The 16,775-nt window shown below is 74.4% G+C and carries 16 protein-coding genes; 9 read left to right on the plus strand and 7 right to left on the minus strand.

What is annotated here, in order from left to right; all coding sequences use genetic code 11:
* Window positions 1–57 precede the first annotated feature (57 nt).
* The 7 genes from era (at window position 58) to SZN_RS27830 (ending at window position 5,745) form a co-directional block, all read left to right on the plus strand.
* Entirely contained in the window at window positions 58–1,020 is a 963-nt protein-coding gene (gene era, locus SZN_RS27800) for a GTPase Era (protein ID WP_208865859.1), read from the plus strand.
* A gap of 133 nt (window positions 1,021–1,153) precedes the next feature.
* Window positions 1,154–2,227: a PhoH family protein gene (locus tag SZN_RS27805; RefSeq protein ID WP_007501434.1), complete on the plus strand. Its 1,074-nt coding sequence runs from the start codon at window positions 1,154–1,156 to the stop codon at window positions 2,225–2,227.
* 13 nt (window positions 2,228–2,240) lie between these two features.
* Window positions 2,241–2,738 (plus strand): rRNA maturation RNase YbeY, encoded by a 498-nt coding sequence (gene ybeY, locus SZN_RS27810; protein ID WP_007501436.1) that lies wholly within the window; start codon window positions 2,241–2,243, stop codon window positions 2,736–2,738.
* The gene (locus tag SZN_RS27815) at window positions 2,735–4,042 is read left to right on the plus strand and encodes a hemolysin family protein (RefSeq protein WP_007501438.1); all 1,308 of its coding nucleotides are present in this window, start codon (window positions 2,735–2,737) and stop codon (window positions 4,040–4,042) included. Before ybeY ends, SZN_RS27815 begins: the two co-directional genes overlap by 4 nt.
* The gene (locus SZN_RS27820) at window positions 4,039–4,398 is read left to right on the plus strand and encodes an MmcQ/YjbR family DNA-binding protein (protein WP_007501440.1); all 360 of its coding nucleotides are present in this window, start codon (window positions 4,039–4,041) and stop codon (window positions 4,396–4,398) included. Before SZN_RS27815 ends, SZN_RS27820 begins: the two co-directional genes overlap by 4 nt.
* Window positions 4,399–4,441: 43 nt before the next feature.
* Window positions 4,442–4,795, plus strand: a complete 354-nt coding sequence (locus SZN_RS27825; protein WP_007501442.1) for a cytidine/deoxycytidylate deaminase family protein — start codon at window positions 4,442–4,444, stop codon at window positions 4,793–4,795.
* Between the two features lie 113 nt (window positions 4,796–4,908).
* A complete protein-coding gene (locus SZN_RS27830; protein WP_007501444.1) occupies window positions 4,909–5,745 on the plus strand; it encodes a VOC family protein in 837 nt (278 codons plus the stop codon).
* A gap of 16 nt (window positions 5,746–5,761) precedes the next feature.
* On the opposite strand, the gene SZN_RS27835 is transcribed toward SZN_RS27830, so the two are convergent.
* Together SZN_RS27835 and SZN_RS27840 are read right to left on the minus strand one after the other, a co-directional pair.
* Entirely contained in the window at window positions 5,762–6,862 is a 1,101-nt protein-coding gene (locus SZN_RS27835) for a carbohydrate kinase family protein (RefSeq protein WP_007501446.1), read from the minus strand.
* 251 nt (window positions 6,863–7,113) lie between these two features.
* The gene (locus SZN_RS27840; RefSeq protein ID WP_007501448.1) at window positions 7,114–8,052 is read right to left on the minus strand and encodes a 5-dehydro-4-deoxyglucarate dehydratase; all 939 of its coding nucleotides are present in this window, start codon (window positions 8,050–8,052) and stop codon (window positions 7,114–7,116) included.
* Between the two features lie 103 nt (window positions 8,053–8,155).
* On the opposite strand from SZN_RS27840, the gene SZN_RS27845 reads away from it, so the two are divergent.
* Complete coding sequence (locus tag SZN_RS27845; protein ID WP_007501450.1) at window positions 8,156–8,944, plus strand: IclR family transcriptional regulator; 789 nt, start codon at window positions 8,156–8,158, stop codon at window positions 8,942–8,944.
* A gap of 246 nt (window positions 8,945–9,190) precedes the next feature.
* Entirely contained in the window at window positions 9,191–10,423 is a 1,233-nt protein-coding gene (locus tag SZN_RS27850) for an MFS transporter (RefSeq protein ID WP_007501451.1), read from the plus strand.
* A 12-nt stretch (window positions 10,424–10,435) separates the two neighbouring features.
* Here SZN_RS27850 and SZN_RS27855 read toward each other — a convergent pair whose 3' ends face one another.
* The 5 genes from SZN_RS27855 to SZN_RS27875 all read right to left on the minus strand — a co-directional run bounded on the left by SZN_RS27855 (window position 10,436) and on the right by SZN_RS27875 (window position 16,659).
* Window positions 10,436–11,428 carry an adenosine deaminase gene (locus SZN_RS27855; protein WP_007501453.1) on the minus strand — a complete coding sequence of 331 codons (993 nt, stop codon included), beginning with the start codon at window positions 11,426–11,428 and terminating at the stop codon, window positions 10,436–10,438.
* A 20-nt stretch (window positions 11,429–11,448) separates the two neighbouring features.
* Window positions 11,449–12,357, minus strand: coding sequence for a ribonuclease Z (locus SZN_RS27860; RefSeq protein ID WP_007501455.1), 909 nt, complete (start codon window positions 12,355–12,357; stop codon window positions 11,449–11,451).
* Window positions 12,358–12,369: 12 nt separating this feature from the next.
* Window positions 12,370–12,723, minus strand: coding sequence for a histidine triad nucleotide-binding protein (locus SZN_RS27865; RefSeq protein WP_007501457.1), 354 nt, complete (start codon window positions 12,721–12,723; stop codon window positions 12,370–12,372).
* A gap of 99 nt (window positions 12,724–12,822) precedes the next feature.
* Window positions 12,823–16,008: a S41 family peptidase gene (locus SZN_RS27870; RefSeq protein WP_007501459.1), complete on the minus strand. Its 3,186-nt coding sequence runs from the start codon at window positions 16,006–16,008 to the stop codon at window positions 12,823–12,825.
* 171 nt (window positions 16,009–16,179) lie between these two features.
* Window positions 16,180–16,659, minus strand: a complete 480-nt coding sequence (locus SZN_RS27875) for a hypothetical protein (protein ID WP_007501461.1) — start codon at window positions 16,657–16,659, stop codon at window positions 16,180–16,182.
* Between the last annotated feature and the right edge of the window lie 116 nt (window positions 16,660–16,775).

Genomic DNA, 16,775 nt, shown 5'->3' on the forward strand with positions numbered 1-16,775 from the left:
CCGCGGGCGGTGCCGGTCCCGGCCGGGTGTGCGGCGCCGCTTCGGGGATCAGGGAGAATGGGCGCCATGAGCGTTCGCACCCAGTCATCCGAGCAGCCGTCCGAGGGCCCTCACCGCGCCGGCTTCGCCTGCTTCGTGGGCCGTCCCAACGCGGGCAAGTCCACCCTGACGAACGCTCTGGTCGGCCAGAAGGTGGCGATCACCGCCAACCAGCCGCAGACCACGCGGCACACCGTGCGCGGGATCGTGCACCGGCCCGACGCCCAGCTGATCCTGGTCGACACCCCCGGGCTGCACAAGCCGCGCACCCTGCTGGGCGAGCGCCTCAACGACGTCGTGCGCACGACGTGGGCCGAGGTCGACGTGATCGGCTTCTGCCTGCCCGCGAACGAGAAGCTCGGTCCCGGCGACCGGTTCATCGCCAAGGAACTGGCGTCGATCAAGAAGACGCCGAAGATCGCGATCGTCACGAAGACGGACCTGGTCGACGGCAAGACGCTCGCCGAGCAGCTCATCGCGGTCGACCAGCTCGGCAAGGAGCTGGGCTTCGAGTGGGCCGAGATCGTGCCGGTCTCCGCGGTCGGCGGCAAGCAGGTCGAGCTGCTCGCCGACCTGATCGTGCCGCTGCTGCCGCCGGGCCCGGCCCTCTACCCGGACGGCGAGCTCACCGACGAGCCCGAGCAGATCATGATCGCGGAGCTCATCCGCGAGGCCGCGCTGGAGGGCGTGCGCGACGAGCTGCCGCACTCCATCGCCGTCGTCGTGGAGGAGATGCTGCCCCGCGAGGACCGCCCCGCCGACAAGCCCCTGCTGGACATCCACGCCTTCGTGTACATCGAGCGCCCCAGCCAGAAGGGCATCATCATCGGCCCCAAGGGCAAGCGGCTGAAGGACGTCGGCATCAAGTCCCGCAAGCAGATCGAGGCCCTCCTCGGCACACCGGTCTTCCTCGACCTGCACGTGAAGGTGGCCAAGGACTGGCAGCGCGACCCCCGGCAGCTGCGCAAGCTGGGCTTCTGAGGCGGCGCCCCACCGGGCCCGGCGAAAAGCCCTTCGGCAGTGTCAGCCTCCCGGCGTACTCTGGATCTCATCAGACCGCCCGTGCGGCGGGCGCGTCGTACCGAGGAGGACGAGCAAGGCTACGAGCCGGCCCATGACGCAGACACCCACAGCTCACACCCCCGCGCAGGGACAGGCGAAGGCGCACTTCACCGTCCCCGCCCAGCACCCCATGGTGACCGTGCTGGGGTCCGGCGACTCCCTGCTGCGCGTGATCGAGACGGCCTTCCCGGCGGCCGACATCCATGTCCGGGGCAACGAGATCAGCGCGGTCGGCGACGCCGCGGAAGTCGCCCTCATCCAGCGCCTGTTCGACGAGATGATGCTGGTGCTCCGCACCGGGCAGCCGATGACGGAGGACGCAGTGGAACGCTCGATCGCCATGCTCAGAGCCAGTGAGAACGGCGAGGGGGACGGCAAGGAGACCCCCGCCGAGGTGCTCACGCAGAACATCCTCTCCTCGCGCGGGCGCACGATCCGGCCCAAGACGCTCAACCAGAAGCGGTACGTCGACGCGATCGACAAGCACACGATCGTCTTCGGCATCGGCCCGGCCGGCACCGGCAAGACGTACCTCGCCATGGCCAAGGCGGTGCAGGCCCTGCAGTCCAAGCAGGTCAACCGCATCATCCTGACCCGGCCCGCGGTCGAGGCGGGCGAGCGGCTGGGCTTCCTGCCGGGCACCCTGTACGAGAAGATCGACCCGTACCTGCGCCCGCTGTACGACGCGCTGCACGACATGCTCGACCCGGACTCCATCCCCCGGCTGATGGCCGCGGGGACGATCGAGGTCGCACCGCTCGCCTACATGCGCGGCCGCACCCTGAACGACGCCTTCATCATCCTGGACGAGGCCCAGAACACCAGCCCCGAGCAGATGAAGATGTTCCTGACCCGCCTGGGCTTCGAGTCGAAGATCGTCATCACCGGTGACGTCACCCAGGTCGACCTGCCGGACGGCACCAAGTCCGGTCTGCGCCAGGTGCAGGACATCCTGGACGGCGTCGACGACGTGCACTTCTCGCGGCTGTCGTCGCAGGATGTCGTCCGGCACAAGCTGGTCGGCCGTATCGTCGACGCCTACGAGAAGTACGACAGCTCGCACGGCACCCAGAACGGCTCGCACAAGGGACAGGGCCGCAACCGGTCCGCGCACAAGGGGAAGTAGACCGAGCAGCACCATGTCGATCGACGTCAACAACGAGTCCGGAACCGAGGTCGACGAGCAGGCGATCCTCGACATCGCCCGCTACGCCCTCGCGCGGATGCGCATCCACCCGCTCTCCGAGCTCTCGGTGATCGTCGTGGACGCCGACGCCATGGAGCAGCTCCACATCCAGTGGATGGACCTGCCGGGACCGACCGATGTCATGTCCTTCCCGATGGACGAGCTGCGTCCGCCGTCGAAGGACGACGACGAGCCCCCGCAGGGGCTCCTGGGTGACATCGTGCTGTGCCCGGAGGTCGCCGCGAAGCAGGGGGCGGAGGCGCCCACGCAGCACAGCATGGACGAGGAGCTGCATCTGCTCACCGTCCACGGTGTGCTGCACCTGCTGGGCTACGACCACGAGGAGCCCGACGAGAAGGCCGAGATGTTCGGCCTCCAGGCGGCCATCGTGGACGGCTGGCGCGAGGAGAAGGGCCTGACCGGCCCCTCCCCGGCCCCGACCGTCTCATGAGCCTCCCCCTCGTCGCCGGCGCCGTCGCGCTGGTCGTCGTCGCCTGGCTCGCCGCCTGCGCGGAGGCGGGCCTCGCGCGCGTCTCCAGCTTCCGCGCCGAGGAGGCCGTGCGCGCCGGCCGCCGGGGCGGCGAGAAGCTCGCCCGGGTCGCCGCCGACCCGACCCGCTACCTGAACGTGGCGCTGCTGGTGCGCGTGGCGTGCGAGATGGCGGCGGCGGCCCTCGTCACGTACGCCTGCCTCCAGGAGTTCGCCGGGACCACCCAGGCCCTGCTCGTCGCCATCGGCGTCATGGTCCTGGTGTCGTACGTCGCCGTGGGGGTCTCCCCGCGCACCATCGGCCGCCAGCATCCGCTGAACACGGCGACTGCGGCGGCGTACGTGCTGCTGCCGCTCGCGCGGATCATGGGGCCGGTCCCGTCGCTGCTGATCCTCATCGGCAACGCGCTCACGCCGGGCAAGGGCTTCCGGCGCGGTCCGTTCGCCTCCGAGGCGGAGCTGCGCGCGATGGTCGACCTCGCCGAGAAGGAGTCGCTCATCGAGGACGAGGAGCGCCGCATGGTGCACTCGGTCTTCGAGCTGGGCGACACCCTGGTGCGCGAGGTGATGGTGCCGCGCACCGACCTCATCGTGATCGAGCGGTACAAGACGATCCGGCAGGCCCTCACGCTCGCCCTGCGCTCGGGGTTCTCCCGCATCCCTGTCGTCGGGGAGAGCGAGGACGACGTGGTGGGGATCGTCTACCTCAAGGACCTGGCCCGCAAGACGCACATCTCGCGGGACGCCGAGAGCGAGCTGGTGTCGACGGCGATGCGGCCCGCGGTCTTCGTGCCCGACACCAAGAACGCCGGTGACCTGCTGCGCGAGATGCAGAAGGAGCGCAACCACGTCGCCGTGGTGATCGACGAGTACGGCGGCACGGCCGGTGTCGTCACCATCGAGGACATCCTGGAGGAGATCGTCGGCGAGATCACCGACGAGTACGACCGCGAGCTGCCCCCGGTGGAGGAGCTGGGCCAGGACCGCTACCGCGTCACCGCCCGGCTGGACATCACCGACCTGGGCGAGCTGTACGGCCTCGACGAGTACGACGACGAGGACGTGGAGACGGTCGGCGGACTGCTGGCCAAGGCGCTGGGCCGGGTCCCGATCGCCGGGGCGTCCTCGGTGGTCGGGCTGCCGGACGGCCGGGAGCTGCGGCTGACGGCGGAGGCCGCGGCGGGCCGCAGGAACAAGATCGTGACGGTGCTCGTGGAGCCGGTGGACCCCGCCGGACCCCCCGGGAAGGAGGCGAAGCCGCAGTGACGCCGAAGGAACTGCGGGCGCTGTGCCTGTCCTTCAACGCCGTCGCGGAGGACTTCCCGTTCAACCCGGAGACCTCCGCCTTCAAGGTGCTGGGCAAGCTGTTCGCCCTGACGAACCTGGACGCGCGGCCCCTGACGGTCAACCTCAAGTGCGATCCGGAGGACGCCGTGCGGCTGCGCGAGGAGCACCCGGGCCTGATCGTCCCCGGTTACCACATGAACAAGCGGCACTGGAACACGGTGACCGTGGCCGGCGGCCTGCCGGACCGGCTGGTGCGCGAGCTGGTCGAGGACTCCTACGACCTGGTGGTGGCCGGGCTGCCGCGGGCCGAGCGGCTGCGCCTGGACCGTCCGTGAGGCCGTCGCCGAGCGCCTGACCGCGGCTCCGTATGCTCGGCCCATGACCGACAACAGCGCGCTCGACCCCGAGGACCGCAAGATCGTCACCCTGGCCCGTTCCGCGCGGGCCCGCAACGGCGTGCCCGAGGGTGCGGCCGTACGGGACGAGACCGGCCGTACGTATGCCGCCGCGAGCGTGGACCTGGACTCCCTGAAGCTGAGCGCGCTGCGTACGGCGGTGGCGATGGCGGTGGCCTCGGGCGCGACGTCGCTGGAGGCGGCGGCGGTCGTCACGGAGGCCGAGGGCGCCTCGGACGAGGACCGCGCGGCGGTGCGCGACCTCGGCGGTCCGGGCACGCCGGTGCTGGTGGCGGCCCCGGACGGGACGGTCCGGGCGAGGGTCACGGCGGGCTGAGCGGGCGCCCGGCTCCCCGGGCCCGGGTTCCGGCGGGCGGGGGGCTTCCGGCGGGCGGTGGCGGGCGGCCGGTGGCACGCTGGGGGCGTAGCCGTCCGGCGAAGGGAATCCTCATGATCACCACCGACCAGGCGCCCGGCTCCCCCTGCTGGCTCGATCTCGGCACCCCCGACGTGCCCGCCGCGGCGGCCTTCTACGGGGCCGTGCTGGGCTGGGAGTACGAGTCCATGGGCGGCGGCGCCGAGGGCGACGAGCCCGGGGGCGGGGACACCGGCGGGGACTTCGAGGGCGGCATGTTCAAGAAGGACGGCGGGACGGTCGCCGGTCTCGGCAGCCTGACCGAGGAGGGCGCGCGGTCGGCCTGGATGCTCTACTTCGCCGTCCCCGACGCGGACGCCGCGGCCCGCTCGGTCGAGAGCGCGGGCGGCACCGTGCGCGTGGCGCCGACGGACCTCGCGGACTGGGGCAGGATGGCGCAGTTCACCGATCCGCTGGGCGCTCAGTTCGCGGTCTGGCAGCCGGGCAGCACACCGGGTTTCGAGCGGGCGGACGAGGTCGGCTCCCTGTCGTGGACGGAACTCCTGACGACGGACGCCGCGGCGGCGAAGGAGTTCTACGGCGGCCTGTTCGACTGGCGGTACACCGACATGGAGCTGCCGGGCGGCGGGGGCACCTACGTCCTGATGACGCCCGCCGGGCTGCCTGAGGAGCGGATGCAGGGCGGCATCATGCAGATGCCCGCGGCGAACCTCGCGCTGACGGGCGGGCGGCCCTACTGGCACCCGGTGTTCCACGTCGCCGACTGCGACGCCGCGGTCGCCGCGGTCACCGGGAACGGCGGCCGCGTGCAGATGGGCCCGGACGACGCCGAGGGCGTGGGCAGGCTGGCGGTCTGCCTCGATCCGGCGGGCGCGGACTTCGTGGTGCTGACTCCGGCCCCGCCCGCCTGAGGGTGCCGCCGGGTGCTCAGGCCGAGCGCCGGAAGCCGATCGTGGGCACCGCCCGGCGCAGCGGCCAGGGCCGGGTCTGCTCGCGCGGGACCAGGTCCGCGAGGAAGGCGTACCGGCGCAGGGCCTCGGGGTCCTGGCGGTCCAGGGAGCGCACCCGGCGCCACCAGGCGCCGATCTCGGCCCAGCCGGGCGCCGACAGGGAGCCGCCGAACTCCTGGACCGACAGGGCGGCGGTCAGGCCCGCGAAGGCGAGCCGGTCGGCCAGCGGCCAGCCGGCCAGGCTGGCGGTGACGAACCCGGCCACGAAGACGTCGCCCGCGCCGGTCGGGTCCAGTGCCTCCACGGCGATGGCGGGGACGACGGCCGTCTCGCCGGTCCTCGCGTCGACCGCGTAGGCACCCTCCGCGCCGAGGGTGACCACGGCGACCGGCACGTGCGCGGTGAGGGCGTGGGCGGCCTCGCGGGGGCAGCGGGTGCCCGTGTAGCGCATGGCCTCCTGGGCGTTGGGCAGGAACGCCTCGCAGTGCTCCAGGTCGGCCAGGCCCGCCAGGTCCCAGGCGCCGGTGTCGTCCCAGCCGACGTCGGCGAAGACACGGGTGCCCTCGCGCGCGGCCTGGGCGATCCAGGGGGCCCGGGTGCCCGGCTCCAGGGCGGCCACGGCGGCCCGCGCGCGGGGCGGGCAGTCCGGCGCCGGTTCCTCCGGGGGCGGCTCGTGGCCGTGGGAGACCATCGTGCGCTCCCCCTCGTAGGCCATGGAGACCGTCACGGGCGAGTGCCAGCCGGGCACCGTGCGGGAGGCCGACAGGTCGATGCCCTCGCCCTGCTCCAGGGCGTCCCGGCAGTAGTCGCCGTAGTGGTCGTCGCCGAAGGCGGCGGCGAGGGAGGTGCGCAGGCCCAGGCGGGCCAGGGCGGTGGCCATGTTGGCGACGCCGCCGGGGCTGGACCCCATGCCGCGCGCCCAGGACTCGGTGCCGCGCACGGGGGCGGAGTCCAGGCCGGTGAAGACGATGTCGAGGAAGACCGTGCCCGTGAGGTACACGTCCCAGGGCGGGTCGGCGGGCGTGCGCCGGGCGGCGAGCGGGTCGACGTGGGCCCGGCGGTACGCCCCCGGTGCCATGGTCGGCGGCCCCGGGGGCGGGGGTTCCTCTCCGGTGGGCACGGTGGGCCTGGTCACGGTGCGCTCCCTGACGTGGTGCGGATCTGGCCAGTGTGCACCACGCCGCCGGCAACACCGCGGTGATCGCCGCCGCGCCCCGTGCTCCGCCTCCACCAGCGCGGTCGGCGGCCCGCGGCCGGTCCGGGCCCGCCGAGCAGGACGGGCGCCCGGCACCCGGCTCCGGCGCCCGGCGCCGCGCTTCCGGCCGTTCCTCACCCCCCGGCGCCCACCAGGTCGAGGCCGCGGGTCAGGAGGGCGGCGAGGTCGGCCAGGTCGCCGGGGGCGGGGTCGGTGAGCGGGGCGCGGACGGGGCCGACGCGGTGGCCGCGCAGCCGGGCGGCGGCCTTCACCAGGGAGACGGCGTACCCCGGCACGCGGTCGCGGATCTCGACGAGCGGGACGTAGAAGTCGCGCAGCAGGGTCCTGGTGGTGTCGGTGTCCCCGTCGCGCAGCGCGGCGAAGAAGGCGGTCGCGATCTCGGGGGCGAAGGCGTGCACGGCGGAGGAGTAGGCGGGGACGCCGACGGCGGCGTAGGCGCGCGCCTGGATCTCGGCGGTGGCGGCGCCGTTGAAGAACAGGAAGTCCCCGGGGGCGGCGAGGGTGAGCCGCTGGAGCCGGTCGAGGTCACTGTGGCCGTCCTTGAGTCCGACGACCCCCGGGAGGGCTGCGATGCGGCGGACCGAGTCGGCGGTGAAGGCCACCTGGCCGCGCTGGTAGGCGATGAGCGGGAGCGGGGTGCGGGCGGCGAGCTGTGCCAGCTGGGCGACCAGGCCGTCCTGCGGGGCGGTGACGAGGTAGTGCGGCAGGACGAGGAGGGCGTCGGCGCCCGCCTCCCCGGCGATCCGCGCGAAGCGGGCGGCCTGGGCCCAGCCGTAGCCGACGCCGGCGACGACCGGCACGCGGCCCGCGGCCTCCTCGACGGCGAGGCGGACGACGACCCGGTACTCGTCCTCGTCCAGCGAGAAGAACTCGCCGGTGCCGCAGGCGGGGAACAGGGCGCCGGGGCCGGCGGCGAGCTGGGCGGCGAGATGGGCGCGGCAGCCCTCCGGGTCCAGCGAGCCGCCGTCGTCGAAGCTCGTCAGCGGGAAAGACAGCACGCCCCGCGCCATGCCGTCCCGCAGCCGCCGGGCCGTGTCCGTGTGCAGGCTCACCGCGAACGTCCCCCTATCGAGACATCGGTCATGTATGAGAATGGAGATTAGATACACGAACCAGGACCGTCAACGGCGCGGTCCGCCGGATTACCATCGCCCCATGTCGGAGACAGGCGGCGGGGTCCGCGAGGTGAAGTCCGCGGCACGCACCGTCGAACTGCTGGAACTCCTCTCCGTGCGCGGCGACCGCCCGGCGCGGCTCCGGGAACTCGCCGACGAGCTCGGCGTGCCGCGCAGTTCCATGTACGCGCTGCTCCAGACCCTGATCGCGCGGGGCTGGGTGCGCACCGACGTCACCGGCTCGCTCTACGGCATCGGCATCCACGCCCTGCTGACCGGTACCGGCTACCTGGACGCGGACCCGCGGGTGCGGCTCGTACGGCCGTATCTCGACGAGGCGTCCCAGGCCCTCGGCGAGACGGTGCACATGGCGCGGCTGGACGGCGCGGACGTCGCCTACCTCGCCACCCGCGAGTCGCACGCCCACCTGCGGACCATCAGCCGGGTCGGGCGCCGGCTGCCGGCCCACGCCGGCGCCCTGGGCAAGGCGCTGCTCGCCGAACGCCCCGACGGCGCCCTGCCCGAGGGCCCGTACCGCGCGCTGACACCCCGCTCGCACACCACCCGCGCGTCGCTCGCCGCCGACCTGGCCGGCGTCCGGGAGCGCGGCTGGTCGGTCGACCGCGAGGAGAGCGTGACCGGCATCGCCGGCTTCGGCTTCGCGCTGCGCTACGAGACCCCCGCCCAGGACGCCATCAGCTGCTCGGCGCCGGTGGCCCGGCTGTCGGCACGGCACGAGGAGCGGATCGTCGCGGTGATGCGGGAGATCCGCGCGAAGATCGAGGCGAGGGCTCCCGGCAGCGCCGGATCGGTGCATTGGCGCAGCTGAGGAGGGGGATCGAGGGCACGGCGGCGCACCGCTGAAAGCCCTTTCGGCACCCCTCCGGGGCGCACTCCGCTACCCGGACCACCCCACCCCAAACAGAATGTGTCCCAGATCACACCCCCCGCGCTTTTTCGGGCCTCCCCCCGCTTGATACAAATTGCCCGCGCGTTCCTGTCCGTCGACGGCCTGCGCCCCTCCCCCTTCCTGTGCCTTCTTGTGCCGCTCCTTTCGCATGCCCTGGGAACGCCCGTGTTCGCCCCTCGCACCACCCCCTGGCCCCTCGTCGCCCTTTTCACGGCCGGGTACCTCGCTCCGTATCTGCTGCCGACGGTCGTCGGCAGGCTCGACTCCGGACTTCCGCTCTCCCCCACCCAGGCCGGCGCCGTCGGCAGCGCGCTGCTGCTGAGTTCGGCCTCGGCGGGCTTCTCGCTGGCCTCCCGCGTCGAGCGCCTCGGCGCCCGCAGGCTGGCCCGCGCCGGTCTCGCGCTGGCGGTGCTCGGCTACGGCGGCGCGGCCCTCGCGCAGACCGTGCCGGCCGTCGTCCTCGGCGTCCTGGCGGGCGGCTTCGGCTCCGGTACGGCCACGGCGGTCGCCGCCACCCGGATCGCCGCCGAGCGCGACCCGCACCGGGTCACCACGGTCGGCCTGCTCAGCGTCTCCGCGCTGGCGGGCGCCGTCTATCTGACGGTCCCGCGGCTCGGACCCGGCCACGGGCTTCCGCTGGCCGCGATCGCGCTGACCGCCCTCGCCGTCTGGCCCGTGACCGGGCGGCTGCCCGCGGACGGCCCCGCCGTCGAGGCCCGCCGCCCGTCCGGCCCGCTCCCCCACCGCCGCGCCGGTCTCGTCCTGGCCGCCTGCATGCTGGGCTGGTCCCTCGCCCAGAACTCCCTGTGGGGCGTCAGCGGCCGGATCGGGCTGACGCAGGCGCAGCTCAGCGAGACCACCGTCGGCGTCGTGTTCGCCGTGGCGCTCGGCGCCGGCCTGCTCGGCGTGACGGTGGCGGGCGCGCTCGGCCCGCGGCTCGGCCTGGCGGTGCCGATCGGCGCGGGCACGGTCCTCATCGCGGGCTGCATCGCGCTCAGCGCGTCCGCCACCGACCTGACGGGCTTCGCCGGCGGCGAGATCGCCTGGAACACGCTCTACCCGGTCGTCCTGTCGTACGTCATCGGCCTGGCCGCCTCCCTCGACCCGCGCGGCCGGTGGGCGGTGCTCGTCGGCTCGGCGTCGTCGCTGGGCACGGCGGCGGGCCCGCTCACCGGAAGCGTGCTGTCGGCGGCGGCGGGCTTCCCGGTCATGGGCGCCGTCCTCGCCGCGGGGCTGCTCGTCGTCGCGGTGCCGATGACGGCGGTCGCGCTGGGCAGCCGCTCCCGGACGGCCGCGGAGACCGCCGTCGCGGCCGAGGCGGTCGAGGTCGTCGAGATCCCGCTGGACAGCGCCGGGGCCGCCCCGGCCGCGCCCGCCCGGCTGACCCCGACCGCCTGAGCGACGACCCCGCTAGCGGAACTCGTAGCTCTCGACCTCGGCCAGGTAGCGTGCCCGCAGCTCCTCGTCGTCCTCCAGGAAGGAGGCGAGGAAGGAGTTGCGGGCCAGCTCCCGCAGCCGCTCGTCGCCGAGTCCCAGGGTCCGGCGCACGGCGTCGAAGGTGTCGCCGGCGTATCCGCCGAAGTAGGCCGGGTCGTCGGAGTTGAGCGTGCACATCAGCCCGGCGTCGAGCATGGCGGGCAGCGGGTGCGCGGCCAGGGTGTCGACGGTCCGCAGCCGTACGTTGGACAGCGGGCACAGCGTCAGCGGGACCCGCTCCCGCACCAGCCGCGCCACCAGGTCCGGGTCCTCCGTGCAGCGCAGCCCGTGGTCGACGCGCTCGACACCGAGCACGTCCAGGGCCTCGGTGATGTAGGCGGGCGGCCCCTCCTCACCGGCGTGCGCGACCCGGCGCAGCCCGAGCGCGGCGGCGGCGTCGAAGACCTCCCGGAACTTCGCCGGCGGATGGCCGACCTCGGCCGAGTCCAGGCCGACGCCGGTGATCCGGTCGAGATACGGCTCGGCGGCCCGCAGCGTCGCCATGGCCGACTCGGCGGACTCGTCGCGCAGGAAGCACATGATCAGCCGGGTGGAGACGCCGTGCTCGGCCCGGCTGCGCTCCAGCGCCCGCCACAGTCCCCCGACGACCGTGCCCAGCCCGACGCCGCGCGCGGTGTGGGCCTGCGGGTCGAAGAAGATCTCCGCGTGCCGCACTCCCTGGGCCGCCGCGCGGGCCAGATAGGCGTGCGCGAGGTCGGCGAAGTCCTGCTCGGTGCGCAGCACGGCCATGAGCTCGTAGTACAGGTTCAGAAAGGACTGGAGGTCCTCGAACCGGTAGGCGGCGCGCAGTGCGTCGGTGTCGGCGTAGGGGAGCGTCACACCGTTGCGGGCGGCCAGTTCGAAGGCCAGCTCAGGTTCGAGTGTGCCTTCGATGTGGAGGTGCAGTTCTGCTTTCGGGAGGGACATCAGAGCATCGTACGGCGCTCTCACCGACGTTTCGGCAGCGGTACCCGCAGAAGATCATGGGCCACGGTGAGCTCCCCGTCGAAGCCGGCGGAGCGTGCCTGGCGCTCGAACCCGTCCCCGGCGTCGGCGTAGCGCTGGCTGAAGTGGGTGAGCACGAGGTGCCGTACGCCGCAGTCGGCGGCGACCCGGGCGGCCTGGCCCGCGGTCAGGTGGCCGTGCTCCTCGGCGAGCGCGGTGTCCTCGTCCAGGAAGGTGGACTCGATGACGAGCAGGTCGCAGCCGTCGGCGAGGGCGTGCACGCCGTCGCACAGGCGGGTGTCCATCACGAAGGCGAACCGCTGTCCGCGCCGCGTCTCGCTGACGTCGTCGAGCCGGACGCCGCCGAGCACGCCGTCGCGCTGGAGGCGGCCGACGTCCGGGCCGGTGATGCCGTGCGCGGCGAGGCGTTCGGGCAGCATGCGGCGCCCGTCGGGTTCGACGAGGCGGTAGCCGTAGGACTCGACGGGGTGCGAGAGCCGGGCGGTGTGCAGGGTGTACGCGCCGGTGTCGGCGACGACGCCGTCGGTTTCGACCGGGGCCTCGGCGAGGTCGACGGTCTCGCGGTACGCCGTGGCGTACCGCAGCCGGTCGAAGAAGACCTGTCCGGAGCGCGGGTAGTGGGCGGTGACCGGGTGCGGCACCCGGTCGAGGTTGATCCGCTGGATGACGCCGGCGAGCCCGAGCGAGTGGTCGCCGTGGAAGTGCGTGACGCAGATGCGGTTCAGGTCGTGCGCGGCGACGCCCGCCCGCAGCATCTGGCGCTGGGTGCCCTCGCCGGGGTCGAAGAGGATGCCCTCGCCGTCCCAGCGCAGCACGTACCCGTTGTGGTTGCGGTGCCGGGTCGGGACCTGGCTGGCGGTGCCGAGGACGACGAGTTCACGGACGGACACGGGGGCGTCCCGCTATCCGGGGGGCCACTGCAGGCCGCGGCCGCCCAGGACGTGCGCGTGGGCGTGGAAGACGGTCTGGCCCGCGCCCGCACCGGTGTTGAACACCGTGCGGTAGCTCTCCAGCTTCTCCTCCTCGGCCACGGCACCGGCCTCGCGCACGACGTCGGCGGCGAGCGCGGGCTCGGCGGCGGCCAGCGCGGCGGCGTCCCGGTAGTGCGCCTTGGGGATGACCAGGATGTGAGTGGGCGCCTGGGGGTTGATGTCCCGGAAGGCGAGGGTCGTCTCCGACTCCCGCACGACCGTGGCCGGGACCTGCCCCGCGACGATCTTGCAGAACAGACAGTCGTCCTGTGGCTCCCCTGCCATGGTCCCTCCGGGATTCGGGCGGCGCTTGACGAAGGTCATCGTATCGCCGGCCGCGCGGGCGCCGCGGCCGGGCGCGCACCGGCCGGTTCCGCCGCCCCGTCAGCCGGGCGGACCGGGCGGTGTCCTGGCCGGGCGCTCCTCCAGGGCGGCCAGCGCCAGCCGGACCGCCTCGTCGAGCTGGGCGTCGCGGCCGGCCGCCCAGTCCTGCGGCCGCTGCGGGACCTCGACGTCCGGGTCGACCCCGTGGTTCTCCACGTCCCAGCCGTAACCCTCCAGCCAGATCGCGTACTTGGGCTGGGTGACGAGGGTGCCGTCGACCAGCCGGTAGCGGCTGTCGATGCCGATCACCCCGCCCCAGGTCCGCGTGCCGACGACCGGGCCGAGGCCGAGCGCCCGGATCGCGGCGTTGACGATGTCCCCGTCGGAGCCGGAGAACTCGTTCGCCACCGCCACCACCGGCCCGCGCGGGGCGTCCTGCGGATAGCTGGACGGCCGCATCCCGCGCGGGAGTTCCCAGCCGACGATGCGCCGGGCCAGCTTCTCCACGACGAGTTGCGAGGTGTGCCCGCCGCCGTTCTCGCGGACGTCCACGACCAGTCCCTCGCGGGCCACCTCGACCCGCAGGTCCCGGTGGATCTGCGCCCAGCCCGGGGCCTGCATGTCGGGGACGTGCAGATAGCCGAGCCGCCCGCCGGAACGCTCGTGCACGTACGCCCGCCGGTCGGCGACCCACGCGTGGTAGCGCAGCGGCTGCTCGTCGGCGACGGGCACCACGACGGCGTGCCGGACGTCCCCGCCGCCAGCCGGCGAGACCGTCAGCTCCACGGCCTTGCCCGCGGTGCCCACCAGCAGCGGACCGGGGCCGGTGACCGGGTCCACCGGTACCCCGGCCACCGCCGTGACGGCGTCCCCGGCGCGCACGGCGACCCCGGGCGCGGCCAGCGGTGAGCGCGCGTCCGGGTCGGAGGTCTCCGAGGGGAGAATCCGGTCGATGCGCCAACTGCCGTCCTCGTGGCGGGAGATGTCGGCGCCCAGCAGGCCCTGCCGCGAGGCGCCGGCGTGCCCGCCGCGCGGGGAGACGTAGGCGTGCGAGGTGCCGAGTTCGCCCTGCACCTCCCACAGCAGGTCGACCAGGTCGTCATGGGTGGCCACCCGGTCCAGCAGCGGCCGGTAGCGGTCCAGTACGCCCGTCCAGTCGACGCCGCCCATGTCCGGGCGCCAGAAGTGGTCGCGCATGACGCGGCCGGTCTCCTCGAACATCTGCCGCCACTCCGCGGCCGGGTCGACCCGCTGCCTGATCCGGCTCAGGTCGACGGCCGGGCTCGCGTCGCCGTCCTCGTCGCCCGGGGCCCGCCGGTCGCTGGGGACGACCCGCAGGCGGTCGTCGCTCCACAGCAGCACCCGCTTGCCGTCGCCGCTCACCTCGAAGTGGTCGGCGTCGCCGGCGAGATGCTCCACCCGGCGCTGGAGGAGGTCGTAGCGCTCCAGCTCGGCCCTGGGCTCGGGGTCGTCGGGGGTGGCGCGCGCGGAGCCCAGGGCGCCGCGCACGGGGTGGCGCAGCCAGAGCACGCCGTCCTTCGCGGTCCGCAGATCGCTGTAGCGGGCGGCCTCGACGGGGAAGGGCACGATGCGGTCGGCGAGTCCTTCGAGGTCGATCCGGGTGGCGGGGGTGCCCTCGCTGTCGGGTGTCTCGTCCTTGTCGGGGGCGTCGAAGGGGCGGCCGTGCCGCTGCGGGCCGAAGGGGGACGGGGTGGTCGCGGCGAGGGGGATCAGATGGGGGCGGGAGGCGACCACGAACGCGAGGTCGAAGACATGCTCGTCGTAGACCGGGTCGAACGCGCGCGACGACAGGAACACCAGGTGCTTGCCGTCGTGCGTGAACGCGGGCGCGTGGTCCTGGAAGCGCAGCGGGGTCGCCTCGGCGACGGCGAGGTCGGTGGTGTTGGCGAGCTTGAGCTGGGCCAGCGGGCGCGGGCCGGGGTGGGACCAGGCGAGCCAGGCGGAGTCGGGCGAGAAGACCAGCCCGCCGACCTCCCCGTCGGGGCTGCGGTCGACCTCGCGCACCTCGCCGCTCGCCCGCTCGACCAGCAGGAGGCGCCCGTCGTGCGCGGCGACGGCGGCGCGGCTGCCGTCGGGGGCCATGGCCAGCTCCAGGACCCGGCCGAGCGCTCCCGCGGCGAGCCGGCGCGGGGTGGCTCCGGGCGCGAGCCCGGTGGCCGGGGCGAACTCCAGCGCGTCGTCGCCCTCCGCGTCCGTCACCCACACCACCCACTCCTCGCCGTCGGCGCGGAAGGTGCGCGGCAGCCGGGCCCGCACCCCGGGCTCGGCGGCGAGCGCGCGGGCCGGGCCGGAGCGGTGGGTGACCCAGTGCACCGCGCCGCGCACGGAGACCGCGCTGCCGCGCGCGGTGTGGTCGGGGGCCGCCGAGTCGGCCCAGCGCGCGGCGTTCAGCTGGTACGGCTGCCGGTCGGTGCGCTGGCCGCCGAGCCGGACGGCGACCGGGCGCGGCTCGGCCGAGTCGAGGTCGTCCAGCAGCCACAGGTCACCGGCGCACGCGTACACCACCCGGGTGCCGTCGCTCGCGGCGTGCCGGGCGTAGAAGCCGTCGAGCGGGGTGTGCCGGCGCAGTTCGGAGCCGTCGGCGCGCGAGGAGTACACGGCGCCCACGCCCTCGTGGTCGGAGAGGAACGCGACCCGCTCCCCCACCCACATGGGGTCCTCCAGGTTCCCGTCCAGCTCCGCGTGCAGCCGTACGAAGTCCCCGGTGCTCACGCCGTCGCCGTCCCGGTCGATCCACAGCTTGCCCGCGGTGCCGCCCCGGTAGCGCTTCCAGCGGGCCGCCTCCAGTCCCATGGGCGCGGAGGCCAGCAGCAGGTGCGGCCCGTGCGCGACGGCGCCGACGGGGCCGTACGGCAGGACCTCGGCGGGTCCGCCGTCCAGCGGCACGGTGTGCGCCCAGGTGCGGCGGCGGCCTCCCTGGCCGTGGGTGCTGATCGCGAGGACGCGGCCGTCGGGGGTCCAGCCGCACACCCGGGTCTGCCCGCTGCCCCAGTGGGTCAGGCGCCTGGAGGGGCCGCCGTCGACCGGCGCGACATGCACCTCGGGGGCGCCGTCGCGGGTGGAGGTCCAGGCGACGGCCGTGCCGTCCGGGGAGACGCGGGGCGGGCCGACGGGGACGTTGTCGGCGCTGATCCGCCAGGCACGGCCGCCGTCGAGGGGGGCGGCCCAGACGTCGTCCTCCGCGGTGAAGGCGACGAGGCCGCCGTGCGGATGGGGATGGCGCACATACGAGGGCGCGGCGGGCGCGGCGGGCGCCGAAGACGGGGAAGGCGGGAAAGACGGGGAGGGTGCGGCCGGGGCGGGCGTCGCGGGCTGTGTCACGCGATCACCCTAGGGAAGCGGGGCACGCGCGGACAGACCTTCGGGGCAGTTGCCCGAACTCCCCTCCCGGTCCGCTCACTTGCCCTCCGGCCAGCAGTTCGGACGCTGTTCGCAGTACACGGTCCTGGTGACGGTCACCGTGACGGTGGGGGCGGGCGGCCGCCCGGCGCCGGGCGGTGCGGCGGGTGAGGGCGTGGCGTCGCAGTCGCCGAGCCCGTTGACCCGCAGCCGCTCCCTGCCGCCGATCTCGGCGATCACGAGCCCGCGCACGCAGGCGCCGCTGACGGCCCGGGTGACCCGGGCGGTGACCCTGATGTCCTCGCCGTCGCCGGTCCGGCCCCCGCAGTCGACCCTGACGACGGTGTCCTCGCTCGCGGTCGGGGAACTGCCGCCGCCGTAGGAGCCGGTGCAGTCGAGCCACCGCACGTCGGCCTTCCGCCGCTCCAGCTCCGCGGTCACGGTCTGGTCGGTGGTGAACGCGGCGCCCGCCGTGCTGAGCCCGCCCGGGTCGCAGCCGGTCAGCGCGGCCACGGCGGCGACGGCGAGCCCCGCCACACCGGCCGCCCGCGCACGAGGCACCGCACGCCGGGCCGAACGGCCCCGAATCCTCCGGAAAGCCCCCATGGGCGCGCAGCCTGCCACTGTCCCGGCCGTCGCGGTAGGGCGCGTGC

The organism is Streptomyces zinciresistens K42, from assembly GCF_000225525.1.
Lineage (GTDB): Bacteria > Actinomycetota > Actinomycetes > Streptomycetales > Streptomycetaceae > Streptomyces > Streptomyces zinciresistens.